The organism is Myxococcus stipitatus DSM 14675, from assembly GCF_000331735.1.
In the GTDB taxonomy this organism is placed as follows: Bacteria; Myxococcota; Myxococcia; order Myxococcales; family Myxococcaceae; genus Myxococcus; species Myxococcus stipitatus.
This window is the reverse complement of record NC_020126.1, coordinates 6,695,794-6,711,277: the sequence shown is the minus strand read 5'-3', so window position 1 is coordinate 6,711,277 and position 15,484 is coordinate 6,695,794. Positions and strand designations below refer to the sequence as shown.

18 protein-coding genes are annotated in these 15,484 nt (G+C 70.2%); all 18 read left to right on the top strand.

All coding sequences use genetic code 11. The annotated features are described in order from the left end of the window. The first annotated feature begins 203 nt into the window (after window positions 1-203). The 18 genes from fabD to MYSTI_RS25835 all read left to right on the top strand — a co-directional run bounded on the left by fabD (window position 204) and on the right by MYSTI_RS25835 (window position 15,472). Window positions 204-1,136, top strand: coding sequence for an ACP S-malonyltransferase (gene fabD / locus MYSTI_RS25915; RefSeq protein ID WP_015350766.1), 933 nt, complete (start codon window positions 204-206; stop codon window positions 1,134-1,136). Window positions 1,137-1,140: 4 nt separating this feature from the next. Beyond that, window positions 1,141-1,887: a 3-oxoacyl-[acyl-carrier-protein] reductase gene (gene fabG / locus MYSTI_RS25910; protein WP_015350765.1), complete on the top strand. Its 747-nt coding sequence runs from the start codon at window positions 1,141-1,143 to the stop codon at window positions 1,885-1,887. Between the two features lie 106 nt (window positions 1,888-1,993). Further along, the gene (acpP, locus tag MYSTI_RS25905; RefSeq protein WP_015350764.1) at window positions 1,994-2,242 is read left to right on the top strand and encodes an acyl carrier protein; all 249 of its coding nucleotides are present in this window, start codon (window positions 1,994-1,996) and stop codon (window positions 2,240-2,242) included. Between the two features lie 82 nt (window positions 2,243-2,324). Beyond that, window positions 2,325-3,578 (top strand): beta-ketoacyl-ACP synthase II, encoded by a 1,254-nt coding sequence (fabF, locus tag MYSTI_RS25900; protein WP_015350763.1) that lies wholly within the window; start codon window positions 2,325-2,327, stop codon window positions 3,576-3,578. Window positions 3,579-3,599: 21 nt separating this feature from the next. Then, on the top strand, window positions 3,600-4,043 hold the full coding sequence (rpiB, locus tag MYSTI_RS25895; RefSeq protein ID WP_015350762.1) for a ribose 5-phosphate isomerase B: 444 nt from the start codon (window positions 3,600-3,602) through the stop codon (window positions 4,041-4,043). A 45-nt stretch (window positions 4,044-4,088) separates the two neighbouring features. Next, window positions 4,089-5,345 (top strand): serine hydroxymethyltransferase, encoded by a 1,257-nt coding sequence (locus MYSTI_RS25890; protein WP_015350761.1) that lies wholly within the window; start codon window positions 4,089-4,091, stop codon window positions 5,343-5,345. A 24-nt stretch (window positions 5,346-5,369) separates the two neighbouring features. Continuing rightward, the gene (nrdR, locus tag MYSTI_RS25885) at window positions 5,370-5,870 is read left to right on the top strand and encodes a transcriptional regulator NrdR (protein ID WP_015350760.1); all 501 of its coding nucleotides are present in this window, start codon (window positions 5,370-5,372) and stop codon (window positions 5,868-5,870) included. An 8-nt stretch (window positions 5,871-5,878) separates the two neighbouring features. Next, window positions 5,879-7,042: a bifunctional diaminohydroxyphosphoribosylaminopyrimidine deaminase/5-amino-6-(5-phosphoribosylamino)uracil reductase RibD gene (gene ribD, locus MYSTI_RS25880; RefSeq protein ID WP_015350759.1), complete on the top strand. Its 1,164-nt coding sequence runs from the start codon at window positions 5,879-5,881 to the stop codon at window positions 7,040-7,042. A gap of 118 nt (window positions 7,043-7,160) precedes the next feature. Continuing rightward, on the top strand, window positions 7,161-7,823 hold the full coding sequence (locus MYSTI_RS25875; protein WP_015350758.1) for a riboflavin synthase: 663 nt from the start codon (window positions 7,161-7,163) through the stop codon (window positions 7,821-7,823). 39 nt (window positions 7,824-7,862) lie between these two features. Beyond that, window positions 7,863-8,366 (top strand): 6,7-dimethyl-8-ribityllumazine synthase, encoded by a 504-nt coding sequence (ribH, locus tag MYSTI_RS25870; RefSeq protein WP_015350757.1) that lies wholly within the window; start codon window positions 7,863-7,865, stop codon window positions 8,364-8,366. 2 nt (window positions 8,367-8,368) lie between these two features. Further along, entirely contained in the window at window positions 8,369-8,791 is a 423-nt protein-coding gene (gene nusB, locus MYSTI_RS25865; protein ID WP_015350756.1) for a transcription antitermination factor NusB, read from the top strand. Window positions 8,792-8,823: 32 nt separating this feature from the next. Continuing rightward, on the top strand, window positions 8,824-9,315 hold the full coding sequence (locus MYSTI_RS25860) for a M17 family peptidase N-terminal domain-containing protein (protein WP_015350755.1): 492 nt from the start codon (window positions 8,824-8,826) through the stop codon (window positions 9,313-9,315). 58 nt (window positions 9,316-9,373) lie between these two features. After that, window positions 9,374-9,748, top strand: coding sequence for a response regulator (locus MYSTI_RS25855; RefSeq protein ID WP_015350754.1), 375 nt, complete (start codon window positions 9,374-9,376; stop codon window positions 9,746-9,748). Further along, a complete protein-coding gene (locus MYSTI_RS25850; protein WP_015350753.1) occupies window positions 9,745-12,207 on the top strand; it encodes a chemotaxis protein CheA in 2,463 nt (820 codons plus the stop codon). The genes MYSTI_RS25855 and MYSTI_RS25850 overlap by 4 nt, the downstream gene beginning before the upstream one ends. Window positions 12,208-12,241: 34 nt before the next feature. Beyond that, window positions 12,242-12,808, top strand: a complete 567-nt coding sequence (locus tag MYSTI_RS25845; RefSeq protein ID WP_044900627.1) for a chemotaxis protein CheW — start codon at window positions 12,242-12,244, stop codon at window positions 12,806-12,808. Next, a complete protein-coding gene (locus MYSTI_RS25840) occupies window positions 12,805-13,329 on the top strand; it encodes a chemotaxis protein CheW (RefSeq protein ID WP_015350751.1) in 525 nt (174 codons plus the stop codon). The genes MYSTI_RS25845 and MYSTI_RS25840 overlap by 4 nt, the downstream gene beginning before the upstream one ends. Before the next feature lie 17 nt (window positions 13,330-13,346). Next, window positions 13,347-13,499 (top strand): hypothetical protein, encoded by a 153-nt coding sequence (locus tag MYSTI_RS43920; protein WP_169558663.1) that lies wholly within the window; start codon window positions 13,347-13,349, stop codon window positions 13,497-13,499. Continuing rightward, the gene (locus MYSTI_RS25835; RefSeq protein WP_015350750.1) at window positions 13,496-15,472 is read left to right on the top strand and encodes a HEAT repeat domain-containing protein; all 1,977 of its coding nucleotides are present in this window, start codon (window positions 13,496-13,498) and stop codon (window positions 15,470-15,472) included. The genes MYSTI_RS43920 and MYSTI_RS25835 overlap by 4 nt, the downstream gene beginning before the upstream one ends. The last annotated feature ends 12 nt before the right edge of the window (window positions 15,473-15,484 follow it).

The following is a 15,484-nucleotide window of genomic DNA, read 5'->3' as shown; positions in this document are numbered from 1 at the left end:
TCGCGACAAGTGCCGGCTGAAGCTGCACAAGTACGGCAACACACCGTCCGCGTCCCTCCCCCAGGTGCCGGATGGAGCCCACCGCGCCAGTCGGCGCGAGCCCGGAGTCGCCGGGAGGTGGGCCCGCGCTGGAGACCTGGGGCGGCGCGAGGCTGCGCTGGAGTTGTCACGGGACGGGACGATTCAGGAGGCAGAGACCGCACATGGCGAAGGTCGCATTCGTGTTTCCCGGGCAGGGCAGTCAGACCGTGGGGATGGGCAAGGACCTCTTCGAGCAGTTCCCGGAGGCTCGCGCTGTCTTCGAGGCCGCGGATGACGCGCTGGGCGAGAAACTCTCGAAGCTCTGCTTCGAGGGGCCAGAAGATGCGCTGAAGCTCACGGCCAACACCCAGCCGGCCATCCTGACGGTGTCGGTGGCGGCGCATGCGGTGTTCTCCACGCGGGGGCCGGTGGCGTCCTTCGTGGCGGGCCACTCGCTGGGGGAGTACTCCGCGCTGGTGGCGGCGGGCGCCCTGTCCATTGGCGACGCGGCCCGGGCGGTGCGCGCGCGCGGCACCTTCATGCAGGAGGCGGTGCCCGCGGGCGTGGGCGCCATGGCCGCGGTGCTGGGCCTGGAGCCGGGCAAGGTGAAGGCGGCGTGTGACGAGGCGGCCGAGGGGCTGGTGGTGTCCCCCGCCAACTACAACTCGCCCGAGCAGACGGTGATTGCCGGCAACGCGGCGGCGGTGGAGCGCGCGGGCGCGAAGTGCAAGGAGGCCGGCGCCAAGCGGGTGATGCCGCTTCCGGTGTCCGCGCCCTTCCACTGCGCGCTGATGGAGCCGGTGAAGCCGCGGCTGGCGGCGGTGCTGGGCGGCATCGCGCTGTCGGCGCCGTCGGTGCCGGTGGTGACGAACGTGGAGGCGCGGCCCAACTCGGACGTGGCGCGCGTGGTGCCGCTGCTGCTGGAGCAGGTGAGCTCGCCGGTGCGCTGGATTGAGTGCGTGGAGGCGCTGAAGGCGGAGGGCGTCACGCGCGTGGTGGAGCTGGGGCCGGGCAAGGTGCTGTGTGGCCTGGTCAAGCGCATCACCAAGGACATCGAAACCTTCAACGTCGAGGACTCCGCGAGCCTGCAGAAGGCCCTCGCGGCGCTGGGGTGAGCGCATGAGCTTCAAGGACAAGGTGGTGCTGGTGACGGGCGGCTCGCGAGGCATCGGCCGCGCGTGCGCGGTGGCGTTCGCGAAGGCGGGGGCCTCCACGGTGGTCATCAGCTATGCGGGCAACGAGGCGGCGGCCCAGGAGTCGGTGGCGCTCATCCAGGCGGAGGGCGCCAAGGCGGAGGCCCTCCGCTTCGACGTGGCGGACACCGCCGCGTGCGCGAGCGCGGTGGAGGGCATCCTCAAGGCGCACGGCCGGCTGGACGTGCTCGTCAACAACGCGGGCGTCGCGGTGGACGGCCTGGTGATGCGCGTGAAGGACGAGGACTGGGACAAGCAGCTGGACACGAACCTGAAGGGCGCCTTCGCCCTCATCCGCGCCGTCAGCCGTCCGATGATGAAGCAGCGCTCGGGCGCCATCGTCAACGTCACCTCCGTGGTGGGCGACATGGGCAACGGCGGACAGGTGGCCTACTCGGCCTCCAAAGCAGGGCTCGTGGGCCTGACGAAGTCGGTGGCTCGCGAACTGTCCAGCCGTGGGATTCGCGTCAATGCCGTGTCCCCGGGCTTCATCGGGACGGACATGACCTCCCACCTCAATGACGACCTGCGCCAGAAGATGCTTGAGGGCATTCCGCTAGGTCGACTGGGCAACCCGGAGGAGGTGGCCCAGGCCGTCCTCTTCCTCTCGGGAGACGCCTCGTCCTACATCACCGGCGAGGTCCTCAAGGTCAACGGCGGCATGTACATGTAACCCAGCGGTTGGATTGCTGGCGGTCGTGGGATATACCGCCGCCGCTTTCGACAGGGCTCGGGAAGCCTTCCGGGCCTTCATCTGGTTCCTGGAGGATTCAGCACTTATGTCGACGAACATTGAAGCCAAGGTCAAGAGCATCATCGCGGATCAGCTCGGCGTGAGCGATGAAGAGATCAAGCCCGAGGCTTCCTTCATCGAGGACCTTGGCGCCGACAGCCTCGACATCGTGGAGCTCGTGATGGCGATGGAAGAGGAGTTCGAGGTCGAGATTCCCGACGAGGAGGCCGAGAACATCAAGACCGTTGGCGACGCCGTCAACTACATCAAGACCCACAAGCCCCAAGCTGAGTAGGCAGCACCACGGCGTGCCGGGGGGCGGGGTGACGCTGCGTCAAGCGGCGTCCCCGGCGTCCCATTCGCCACCGGAGAGGACCGTGTCACACCGTCGAGTTGTCATCACCGGTACCGGGCTCATCTCGGCACTGGGTACAGGAACCGAGAAGAACTGGCAGGCGATGATCGCCGGCAAGTCCGGTATTTCCCTCGTCACCCGCTTCGACACGAAGAAGATAGACACGCGCATCGCGGGCGAGGTGAAGGACTTCGAGCCGGAGACGTTCATCGACAGGCGCGAAGTGCGCCGGATGGACCTCTATGCCCAGTACGCCATGGCCGCCGCGTCGATGGCGATGGAGGAGTCCGGGCTGCCGGTGGGCCTGGACAAGCCGAACGGGTACGCGCCCGAGCGGGTGGGCGTCATCGTCGGCTCGGGCATCGGCGGCATCTCTTCCCTTGAGGAGCAGCACCGCAAGGGGTTGGAGAAGGGGTTTGACCGGCTGTCGCCCTTCTTCATCATCCAGATGATCGTCAACATGGCGCCTGGCCTCATCTCCATGCGGTACAACTGCAAGGGTCCCAACTGGGCCCCGGTGTCCGCGTGCGCCACCAGCGCCCATGCCATTGGCGAGGCGTGGAAGTCCATCAAGCTGGGGGAGACGGACGCGGCCATCGCCGGAGGCGCGGAAGCGGCCATCACCCCGCTGGGGCTGGGTGGCTTCTCCGTGATGAAGGCGCTGTCCACGCGCAATGACGACCCCGCGGGGGCCAGCCGCCCGTTCGACAAGGAGCGGGATGGTTTCGTCATGGGCGAGGGCGCCGGCATGCTGGTGCTGGAGGAGATGGAGGCCGCGAAGAAGCGCGGCGCCAAGATCCTGGCCGAGGTCGTCGGGTACGGGGCCAACTCGGACGCGTACCACGTGACCCAGCCGGCGCCGGAGGGCGAGGGCGCGGCGCGCTGCATGCGGCTGGCGCTGGCGTCCGCCGGGATGCGTCCGGATGAGGTGGGCTACATCAACGCCCACGGCACCTCGACGCCCTTCAACGACGCGAACGAGACCAAGGCCATCAAGGCGGTGTTCGGCGACCACGTGCGCAAGCTCGCGGTGTCGTCCACCAAGTCCATGACGGGCCACATGCTCGGCGCGGCGGGTGGAGCGGAGGGGGTGGTGAGCGCGCTGGTGCTGTCTCGCAACATCCTGCCGCCCACCATCAACCAGACGACGCCGGACCCGGACTGCGACCTGGACTACGTGCCCAACCAGGCGCGCGAGGCCCGGGTGGACGCGGTGATGAGCAACTCGTTTGGATTCGGCGGCACCAACGCGGTGCTGCTCTTCAAGCGCTTCTAGGCGACCCGAGGGAGATACCGCGTGAAAGTCATCCTTGCTTCGGACCACGCGGGCCTGGAGCTCCGCCAGGAGTTGGTGGCGGTGCTCCGGGAGCGGAATGTGGCCCATGAAGACGTGGGCCCGTTCGCGAAAGACTCGGTGGACTATCCGGACTTCGCCGCCCGAGTGACTCGGGCGGTGGTGTCCGGCGAGGCCACGCTGGGCGTGCTGGTGTGCGGCACCGGCATCGGCATGAGCATCGTGGCCAACAAGTACCAGGGCATCCGCGCGGCCCTGTGCACCACGGAGTTCGAGGCTCGCATGTCGCGGGCCCACAATGACGCCAACGTGCTGTGCCTGGGCCAGCGCGTGGTGGGTGCCGGCGTGGGCCGGGCCATCCTGGAGGCGTTCCTGGACACGGCGTTCTCGGGCGGTCGCCACGAGCGTCGCGTGCAGATGATTCGCGAGGTCGAGTCCCAGCGCTAGCTGGCGGCTTGTCGCCGTCCCCCTTTCGTCGTGAGGAGATCCGCCATGGAGAACATTCGCACGCTGGCCCAGGTGGACCCCGAGATTGCCCGGGCCGTCCACGAAGAGACGCAGCGCCAGGAGCATGGCCTGGAGCTGATTGCCTCCGAGAACTTCGTCAGCCCCGCGGTGATGGAGGCGGTGGGCTCCGTGCTCACCAACAAGTACGCGGAAGGCTACCCCGGCAAGCGCTACTACGGCGGTTGCGAGGTGGTGGACGTGGTGGAGAACCTCGCCATCGACCGCGCCAAGCAGCTCTTCGGCGCCGACTTCGTCAACGTGCAGGCGCACTCGGGCAGCCAGGCCAACATGGGCGCGTACATGGCGCTGATGAAGCCGGGTGACACGATGCTGTCGCTGGACCTGAACTCCGGCGGCCACCTCACGCACGGCGCCGCGTTCAACTTCTCCGGCAAGCTCTACAAGGTCGTCCACTACGGCCTGACGCGCGACACGGAGACCATCGACTACGCGCAGGTGCGTGCGCTCGCGCAGGAGCACAAGCCGAAGGTGCTCGTCGTGGGCGCCAGCGCCTATCCGCGCACCATCGACTTCGCGAAGTTCCGGGAGATCGCCGACGAGTCCGGCGCGGCCATGTTCGTGGACATGGCGCACATCGCGGGCCTGGTCGCCGCGGGGGTCCACCCCTCGCCGGTGCCCTTCGCGGACATCGTCACCACCACCACGCACAAGACGCTGCGCGGTCCGCGCGGCGGCATGGTGATGGGGCGCGAGGCCTACGCGAAGACCATCAACAGCCAGATCTTCCCCGGCATCCAGGGCGGCCCGCTGATGCACGTCATCGCCGGCAAGGCCGTGGCGTTCCGCGAGGCGCTGACCCCGGAGTACAAGGCCTACCAGCAGCAGATTGTCGCCAACGCGAAGGCGCTGGCGGAGGCGCTGAAGTCCGCGGGCCTGCGGCTGACGTCCGGCGGCACCGACAACCACCTGATGCTGGTGGACCTGCGCCCCAAGCAGCTCACGGGCAAGGTGGCCGAGGCGGTGCTCGACAAGGCCGGCATCACCGTGAACAAGAACATGATTCCGTTCGACCCGGAGAAGCCGATGACGACGTCCGGCATCCGGGTGGGCACGCCCGCGATCACCACGCGCGGCATGCGGGAGGCGGACATGGCGATGGTGGGCAAGCTCATCGGCGCCGCGCTGGATGCGGCGCAGGACGACGCGGCGCTTTCTCGCATCCGGGGCCAGGTGAAGGAGCTCGCACAGGGCTTCCCGCTGTACGCCTCTCGGCTGAAGTAACCCGGAGCCTCGCGCCGCACCTGTATGCGCTGCCCGTTCTGCCAGGACGCCGAAAACAAGGTCATCGACTCACGCGAGTCGCACGAGGGCTCCGTCATCCGACGGCGCCGCGAGTGCCTGGCCTGCAAGCGCCGCTTCACGACGTATGAGCGGGTGGAGGAACTCTACCCGCTCATCGTGAAGAAGGACGGCCGGCGCGAGGCGTTCGACCGCGAGAAGATCGTCAGCGGGCTGAAGAAGGCGTGTGAGAAGCGGCCGGTGTCGGCGGAGCAGCTCGAGGAGACGGTGGTCGCCATCGAGCGGCTCCTGCAGGGCATGGGCGAGAAGGAGATCAACTCGTCCGTCATCGGCGAGGAGATCATGCGCCGGCTGCAGCAGATGGACGAGGTGGCCTACGTGCGCTTCGCCTCCGTGTACCGCAGCTTCCGCGACATCTCCGAGTTCATGCACGAGCTGAAGGATTTGCTCGAGGACCAGGAGCGCGAGCGCAAGGCGAAGCCGCTCCTCCCGGGCCGAGGAAGCTGAGGGAACACATGCGGCTGCTGACGCGGGCACGGCTGGAAGCCACCCGGGCGCCCCGGGCGAAGCGGGCGGCGGACTTCGACCGCGCGGTGGCCGAGTTCTTCATGCGCATCGCGCTGGAGGAAGCCGCCAAGGGCCTGGGCCGCACCAGCCCCAACCCCGTGGTGGGCGCGGTGCTGGTGAAGGGCGGACGCATCATCGCCCGCGGCTACCACAAGAAGGCGGGCACGGCGCACGCCGAGGTGGTGGCGCTGGAGGCGGCGGGCTCGAAGGCGCGGGGCGCGGACCTCTACTCGACGCTGGAGCCGTGTGACCACTATGGCCGCACGCCGCCGTGCAGCCTCGCCATCATCGAGGCGGGTGTGCGCCGCGTCTTCTGCGGCTCGGCGGACCCGAACCCCAAGGTGAGCGGCAAGGGGGTGGCGCGGATGCGCCGCGCGGGCGTGAAGGTCGTCACGGGCGTGCTCCAGGCGGAGGCCGACAAGCTCAACCGGCCCTTCTTCAAGGCCATCAACACGGGCCTGCCCTGGGTGACGCTGAAGGCCGCGGCGACGCTGGATGGCAAGCTGGCCACCGCCACGGGCGACTCGCGCTGGGTGACGGGCGAGAAGGCGCGTGAGTGGGTGCACCGGCTGCGCGACTCCGTGGACGTCATCCTCGTGGGCGCGAACACCGTGCGCCAGGACGACCCGAAGCTCACCACGCGCCTGCCGGGCGGCAAGGGCAAGGACGCGCTGCGCGTCGTGGTGGACAGCCACCTGCGCCTGTCGCCGCGCTACAGCGTCTTCAGCCAGAAGAGCTCGGCGCGCACCATCATCGCCACGCTGGAGGACCCGGAGGGCCGCAAGGCCAAGCGCTTCCTGGCCCAGGGCGTGGAGGTGTGGCAGCTGCGCGCGAAGGCGGACCGGGTGGACCTGAAGGCGCTCCTGCGCAAGCTGGCCCGCTCGGGCCTCAACCACGTGCTGGTGGAGGGCGGGGCGGAGATGTACGGCTCCTTCCTGCGCGAGCACCTGGCGGATGAGCTGGCCCTGTTCCTGGCGCCGAAGCTCTTGGGCCGCGAGGGGCTGTCCTGGGCGGGAGACCTGGGCGTGAAGGAGATGGCCCAGGCCCTCTCCGTCAAGGACCTCACCTTCGAGCAGCACGGCCAGGACATCCTGCTCCAGGCCCTGCTGTAGCGGCCTGCTCCCAGCCCCAAGCCGTCCTGATGCCCCGGTTCAGCGTGTCGGTGCATGGCGGACACCTGGGGCTCGTGAGGGTGGCGGCTCGGGACACTCGGGTATATGCCCGAGGCATATGTTCACCGGGCTCATTCAGGACATCGGCAGGGTGGAGCGCGTCATTCCGGGCGGGATGACGGACTTGTGGATTCGCACGTCGCTGGGCGCGGCCTCCTTCGCGCTGGGCGAGTCCATCGCCGTGGATGGCGCGTGCCTCACGGTGGTGGAGCGCACGGGCGACACGTTCCGCGTGCAGGCGGCGCCGGAGACGCTGCGGCGCACGACGCTGGACGCCGTGCGGCCGGGCGACAAGGTGAACCTGGAGCGGGCCCTGGCGCTGGGGGACCGGCTGGGCGGGCACCTGGTCTCCGGGCACGTGGACCAGGTCAGCGCGGTGCTGGAGACCCGGCCGGAGGGCGGCTCGTGGGTGATGGTCTTCGGGCTGCCGGAGGCCCTGGCGCCGTACTTCATCGAGAAGGGCTCGGTGGCCATCGACGGCATCAGTCTGACGGTGAACACCGTGGGGGCGGACCGGTTCAGCGTGCAGCTCATCCCGGAGACGCAGGAGCGCACCACCCTGCGGGCCAAGGCGGTGGGGGCCCGGGTCAACCTGGAGGCGGACCCCATCGGAAAGTACGTGGCGCGCCTGTTCCTGCTCCAGCGAGGGCAGGCGGGGGGACTCCAGACGGGTGGGGTGACGGAGGCGGCCGTCCGGGCGGCGGGGTTCGGCACGCCGTAGCAGGCGACGCCGGGGCCCGGGTGGTGTAGGAAGCGCCGCATGCCTCGCTACATCGAAGGTGACTTCCTGCCCCCCAAGGGCCGCTTCGCGATTTGTGTCGCCCGCTTCAACGGCTTCATCACCGAGGAGCTGGCCAAGGGCGCCGTGGACACGCTGGTCCGCCATGGCGTCGCGGACGCGGACGTGGACGTGTACCGCTGCCCTGGCACCTATGAGCTGCCCGGCCTCGTGCGCCGTGTGACGGAGTCCAAGCAGTACGTGGGCGTCATCGCGCTGGGGGCCGTCATCCGGGGCGGCACGCCCCACTTCGACTACGTGGCGGGTGAGTGCGCCAAGGGCATTGGCGCGGTGGCGTTCAACGCGGCGGCGGCCAACCCCTCGACGTCCGTCACCTTCGGCGTGCTGACGACGGACACGGTGGAGCAGGCCATTGACCGCGCGGGTGTGAAGGCGGGCAACAAGGGCGCCGAGGCCACGCTGGCCTGCATCGAGATGGTGAACCTGTTCTCGCGGATGACCACGCTCGACGCGAGGAAGGGGTAGCGATGGGCGCGCGCAGAACAGGCCGTGAGCGGGCGTTGCAGGCGCTCTACCAGATGGAGATGGCGCAGGGCGCGTCGGTGCATGACGCGCTGGAGTCGGCGTGGTCCGCGTCGGATGAAGACAAGCGGGACCCGGACGCGGTGCGGTTCGCTCGCGAGCTGGTGGAAGGCGTGCAGGGCCACCGCGCGGAGATCGACCGGCTCATCGAGTCGCACAGCCACAACTGGCGCCTGGACCGCATGTCCCGCATCGACCGCAACGTGCTGCGCGTGGGCATCTTCGAGCTGAAGTACCGTCCCGACATCCCTCGCAAGGTCACCATCAACGAGGCGGTGGAGCTGGGGAAGAACTTCGGGACCGAGGAGTCCAGCGCGTTCGTCAACGGCCTGTTGGACCGGGTGGCGGTGGCGTTGAACAAGCAGTGAGGGCCTGAGTCTCCACCGGAGGAGCACGCGCCGTGAGCCAGACGACGACGCACGACATCGGGATGGAGGGCCTGGACTCGCTCAGCGGCGTGGACGCCCTCTGTCTCTTTGTTGCGGAAGATGACCGGCCCTTGCCGGCCACGGCGGGCTACGTGGACTGGCGCTTGTGCGGCGCGTTGTCGCGGGTGCTCAAGGGCGGGTTCTTCTCCGGCTCGAAGGACGACTGGCTGCTGCTGCCCTCCGACGGGAAGCTGGGGGTGCCTCGCATCTTCGTCGTCGGGCTGGGGCGCCGCAGCCAACTGGACGCAAGCGGGCTGAGTGAGGCGCTCGCGTCGGCGGGCAAGGTGCTCAGCCGGGCCCGGATGGAGTCGGTGGCGCTGGAGATTCCCGCTGGAGGTGCGCTGGATGACGCGGCGCGGGCGGAGGGATTCCAGAGGGGCTTCACCCCAGCGTTCAAGGGAGGACGCGTGGCCCTCCTGGTGGACAAGGGGCTCGTCCGGCTCCTACCAGCCAGGAAGGGTTGAGACACAGCGACCAGGCGGGGCTTCTGCTAGAGTAAGGGACCGTCCGGGGCGTGCGCACATGCGTGTCAAGGTGCTGATTGTCGAGGACTCCAAGGCGTCGCGCGAATACATCGCGTCGACGGTGGAGGCCGTGGAAGGCATCGAGGCCTTCGTGACGTCGAGCGGCTTCGAGGCCCTGAAGCTCCTGCCGCGCCACCGCTTCGACCTCATCATCACCGACATCAACATGCCCGACATCAACGGGCTGGAGCTCATCAACTTCGTCAAGAAGAACCCCAACTACCGCGACGTGCCGCTCTTCATCATCACCACCGAGGGGCACGAGCAGGACCGCGACCGAGGCATCGCGTTGGGGGCGGCGGAGTACCTGGTCAAGCCGTTCGAGCCCGGGAGCCTGGAAGGGCTCCTGCGCCGGTACCTGAAACTGCCGTGAGTCCCCCGAGCAAGGCCCTGGCCGAGTTCGTGGCCGAGGCGACGGAGATCCTGGACTCGCTGGGCAAGGACCTGCTCGTGCTGGACGAGCGGCGGGGCCAGGAGGCGGACCCGGAGCGGGTCAACGGCATCTTCCGCGCGGCGCACTCGCTCAAGGGATTGGCGGGGTTGTTCGGCCAGGAGCGCATCTCCCGGCTGGCGCATGGGACGGAGGACCTGTTGGACCGGTTGCGGCTGGGCAAGCTGCTGCTGGACGACTCGGTGCTCGACACGTTGATTGAAGCGCTGGACGCGTTCCAGTCGCTGCTGGCGGAGACGGCGCGAGGCTCCGAGACGGAGGTCCTCACCCAGCGGGTCAACGGCATGGCGGAGCGGCTGGCCCGGCTGGGCGAGCCTCCTCCCGCGCAGGACGAGGACCCGCTGGAGCGGCTGGAGTTGGAAGCGCAGGTGCGCTCGGTCTTCACCGAGTACGAAGAGCACCGGCTCCGCGAGAATGTGCGGCGCGGCGTGGCGCTGTGGCGCGTGCGCGCGGCGTTCGACCTGTCCGACTTCGACAAGGGGCTGGCGGACCTCAACACGCGCCTCAAGCCGATGGGCGAGGTCATCAGCACGCTGCCGTCCGCGCGGCCCGGAGGCGCGCATGGCATCGCCTTCGACCTCATCTTCGGCACGCAGGTGACGTTGACGGACCTGGAGGCGGGCCTGAAGGGGACGCCCGCGGAGCTCTCCCAGCTCACCGTGCGGCCGCCAGAGCCCTCCGCGTCGGCCCGGTCCGCGGAGGCCCTGCACCGCGCGGTGGAGTCGCCGGCCATCGTGCTGGGCACGCCTCCCTCGGTCGGGGCCGTGGTGCCGCCCGTGAGTGCGACCCCCGCGAAGCGCGGAGGCAAGAAGCGCGGCGCACGTGCGCCGGTGGCGGCCTCGCCTGGAGGACAGCCGCAGCTCCCACTCGAGGATTCCGTCGCCCAGGCGGCTCGTGTTCCCGGGGCCACGAGCACGAGCGCGGTGAAGGCGCTGGAGGACCTCGCGCTGTCTCCCGAGGCGCGGGCCGCGTCCGGGCGCTTCCCCTCGATGGAGGGGCTGACGTCCAAGGCGGCGGGCGCCGAGGCGAGTGGGCCCACGAGTGGAGCGGGGCCGTCGCTCGTGACGTACCTGCAGGGCCCTGGTGGGCGTGCCTCCGTCCGGAAGGCGGAGGCTTCGGCGAAGCAGCCTCCCGCCGCCGTGGCCGCCGCCGCCGTGGAGCCCTCGCTGCGTTCGCTGACGCAGACGGTGCGCGTGGACATCGGCAAGCTGGATGGCCTCATCAACATGGTGGGCGAGCTGTTGCTCATCAAGGCCAACCTCCAGCGGCTCGCGGAGTCCGCGCGGCAGGACGGCGTGGTGCCGTTGTCGAAGCTGTTCGGTCAGGAGCTGGCGCGCGAGACGCGGGGCCTGGAGCGCAAGCTGGAGGCGCTCCAGGAGGGGCTCCTCGAAGCGCGCATGGTCCCCGTCGGCCAGGTGTTCGACAAGCTGGCGCGGCTGGTGCGGCGCATCACCCGCGACGCGGGCAAGGAGATCGACTTCGTCATTGGCGGCGGCGAGGTGGAGCTGGACAAGCTCATCGTCGAGGAGCTGAGCGACCCGTTGATGCACCTCATCCGCAACGCCATCGACCACGGCGTGGAGGCCCCCGACTCGAGGCTGGCGTCGGGCAAGTCGCGGCGGGCGGTGGTGGCGTTGCGCGCCGAGCAGAAGGGCAACCACGTCGTCATCGAGGTGCGCGACGACGGCGCGGGCATCGACGAGCTGCGCGTGCGCGAAGTGGCGCTCTCTCGCGGACTCATCACCTTCGCCCAGGCGGAGGAGATGGGGCGTCGGGAGCTGCTCAACCTCATCTTCCTGCCGGGGTTCTCCACCGCGCGCAGCGTGTCGGAGCTGTCCGGCCGGGGCGTGGGGTTGGACGTCGTCAAGAACAACCTGGGCAACCTCTCCGGCATCATCGACGTCTGGAGCGAGCGCGGAAAGGGCACGGCCTTCCACCTGACGCTGCCGGTGACGCTCGCCATCATCCGCGCGCTGGTGGTGGGGGTGAGTGCTCGCACGTACGCGGTTCCCCTCAACAGCGTGCTGGAGATTCTCTCGGTGCAGCCCCAGGAGATTCGCACCGTGGAGCGGCGCGAGGTGCTCGACGTGCGCGGCCAGACGCTGCCCTTCGTGCGGCTGTCGCGGCTGTTCGGCCTGCCGGAGCGGCCGGTGAGCCGGTACTTCGTGGTGGTGGTGGGCCTGGCGCAGGAGCGCCTGGGCATCGCCGTGGACGAGCTGCACGGCCAGCAGGACATCGTCACCAAGCCCCTGGGAGGCCGGCTGCAGTCCGTCCGGGGGATTTCCGGAGCGACGGACCTGGGCAACCGAACGCCCGTGCTGGTGCTGGATGTCGCGGCGCTGCTCGAGGACGGACTCTCATTGGAGCGCAGGCGGGCCTGACGCGAGAGGCGGCCGGCTGCTATCCTCGATGACCGTGTCCCGGTTCGCCGAACTCCTCGACGACTTCTTCTTCCGTCCGGACGAGGACGTCGGTGGGCTGCAGGATTTCGCCGCCGGCAGCGACGGCCTGGCGTCCCTCACGCCGGAGGAAGTCCCGGAGGAGTATCTGTCCTTCCGCCTGGAGGGCGAGTCCTACGCGGTGCCCATCCGCGCCGTGCGCGAAATCTCGAAGGTGCCTCCGCTGACGGAGATTCCGCGCGCGGAGCCGCAGCTCCTCGGCGTGATGAACCTGCGCGGCGAGCTGCTGCCCGTGTACGACGTCAAGGTGCGCCTGGGGTTGGCGGAGCGCGCGCCGCTGGTCGCCGGGCCCGATGCCCCCACGCCTCCGAAAGACGCGCGCATCCTCGTGCTGCGCACGGAGACCGGCCCCGCGGGGGTGTGGGTGGACAGTGTCGCGGGCGTGGTGAAGCTCAAACCGTCGATGCTGGAGCCGCCACCGCAGGGGCTGAGGTTGGGAGACCGGGACTGCGTCGTCGCCATCGGCCGGCGCGGCCCCTTGCTGTACATCCTGTTGGACGCGGAACAGGCGCTGGCGTCATGAGGGACTCGGTGAACCTGCTGGCGCGGCTTCCCTCGGCCGGGCCGGATGCGCCGGGAGAGCACGCGGACGCCGTCGTGCAGTTGTGCGCCTTCTTCGTGGGGGCCGACGAGTACGTGCTCGACATCCAGCGCGTCGAGGAAGTGCTCCCGCTCCAGCGCGTGACGCCCATTCCGCATGCCCCCTCGTTCGTCGAGGGCGTGCTGCACCTGCGCGGCGCCATCCTCCCGGTGGTGGACCTCCGCCGACAGCTTCAAGGGACGCCGTCGGTGGAGTCGCGCAAGGGGCGGCTGCTGGTCTGCAAGCTGGGGACGAGGCGCGTCGCGGTGCGTGTGGAGCGCGTGGCGGAGGTGATGCGCTTGCGGCGGGCCGACATCAAGCCCGCGCCCGCGCTGGTGGTCGCGGGACGTTCCCCCTTCGTGGTGGGCGTGTGCGGCCCGCCGGACCGTCTGCGACTGTTGCTGGACTTGAAGGCCTTGCTGCGCGCGGAGCTGGAGAAGGAAGCCGCGCGGCCACTCAGGTGAGCGCGAAGGAGACACCCATGGAGCGCAGTGACGTGGAAGACCACCGCCGCACCCAGGACCTTCGCTTCGGCCTCTTCGTGGAGGGGCGACGGACCCCGCTGGGCCTGTTCCCGAGCACCCACGCCAGCGGGTTCAACGAGCGGCACGGCTCGGACCCGGTCTTCACATGAGCTACCGGCAAGGCTCGCCCGCGGAGGAGGCTCGCTACCGCGCGCTCCAGGACCTGGACCCGCGCGGGGACAACCTCGTCGAGGTGCTCATCGCGGGCCTCCATGACGAGAGCTGGCGTGTGAGGCACGCGGCGGCGGAGGGACTCCAGCGCCTGTCCACGCCTTCGTCCGAGCAGGTGGCCACGCGGCTGGTGAGCGTGTTGGGCGAGCGGGGCGAGACGGGCGCACGCAACGCGGCGGCGGAGGCGTTGGCGGGGCTGGGGCTCGCGGCGCTCGGTCCGCTGGTGACGCTCCTGGGGCATGTGGACCCCGACCAGCGCAAGTTCGCGGCGGACATCCTGGGGCAGCTCCGGCGACATGAAGCCGAGGCCCCGCTGGTGCATGCGCTGAGTGACGCGGACCTCAACGTCCGCGTGTCCGTGTCGGAGTCCCTGGGGCGCGTAGGCGGCGAGCACGCGGCACGCGCCCTGGAGCGCTTGCTGGGAGATTCGGAGCCGCTCCTCCGGCTGTCCGCCTTGGAGGGTCTGGCGAACCTCGAGCGTCCGCCTCCGCTGCCGGTGGTCGAGTCGCTGCTGGAGGATGCTCGGCTGCGGCGGAGTGCGTTCCGCGTGCTGGGCCTGATTCCCGAGGTCGCTGCCACCGAGCGTCTCTGCGGGGGCCTGAGGTCGGAGCTCCGCTCGATGCGCGAGGCCGCGCTCGCCGCGCTGGGAACGCAGGCGACGCGGGTGGCTCCCGAGCAGCGCGGCGAACAGGACGCCGTCATCCGAGACACGCTGCGACGCCTGCCGGACGCACGAGAGCGACTGGCGCGAGCACTGGAGGCCGAGGACGTCGCGGTGCGAGCGGGGGCGCTCGTCGCGGTCGCCGCGCTGGGCGACGCGTCCTTGGCGGTGCCGGTGGCGGAGGTGGCGCGCGAGGACCGGCTGTTGCGAGACGTGCTGGCCACGCTCGGGCGGCTGGGCTTGGAGGGCGGACGCGCGTTGCTGGCGGCGATGGCGGAGCTGTCCGTGCCCGCGAGGGCCGCGGCCGTCGAGGCGCTGGTGGACCTGGTGGACCCGAGCTCCGTCACGCCGCTGTGCGCGTTGCTCGAGTGGGCGGAGGACGACCTGCGCGGGGTGGTGGTGCGGGCGCTGGGGCGCACGCGCTCACCGGAGGCGGCGAGCCCGCTGGTCGACCTGCTGCGGGATTCGGTGACGGCGGGCGCGGCGACACGGGCGCTGGGCGTGCTCGCTGGAAGTTGCAGGGCCGCAGTGGTGGCGACGCTCCAGGAGGCGGTGGAGCGGCGCGCCACGCCCGCGGCGGTGGCGGTGTTGGCCCGCGTGGGAGGCAGACCCGCGCTGCCGTTGCTGCGGCGCCTGGCCAGGGACGTGGACCCTCGCTGGCGTGCGGCGGCGGTGGATGTCGCGGGCGAGGTGGATGGTGGCGTGGGGAAGGAACTGGCGCGCGCCGCGCTCGCGGACGAGGCGACACCCGTGCGGGCGGCGGGTGTGCGCGCGATGGGCCGTCTGGGTGGGTCGGACGCGGGGGCCCTGTTGCGTCCCGCGCTCCAGGACGAGGATGTCTTCGTGCGGAGGGTGGCGGTGGAGGCGGTGGGCGAGAGCGGTGCGAGCGACCGGGCCGCGGACCTGGAGGCATTGGTGCTGCACCCGGATGGTGCGCTGGCGACGGCGGCGGTGCGGGCGCTGTCGCGGTTGGGGCTGGTGGAGCTGCGCATGTTGCGGGAGGCCTCGGAGCATCCCGACCCGGAGGTGGTGAAGGCGGTGTTGTCGGCGGTGTCGGGGGAGGGGCTGGTGCTGGCGGTGTCGCTGTTGGAGCATTCTCATTGGGATGTGCGCGCGGCGGCGGCTCGGGTGCTGGGGGAGTCCGGCGGAGCGGAGTGCCTGGGGGCGGTCCGTCGCGCGCTGGAGGCGGAGACGGACGTGCTGCCCCGGCAGGCGATGGCGGACGCGGTGGCGCGCTTGTCGCGGCGCTGAGTGGGGGACTCG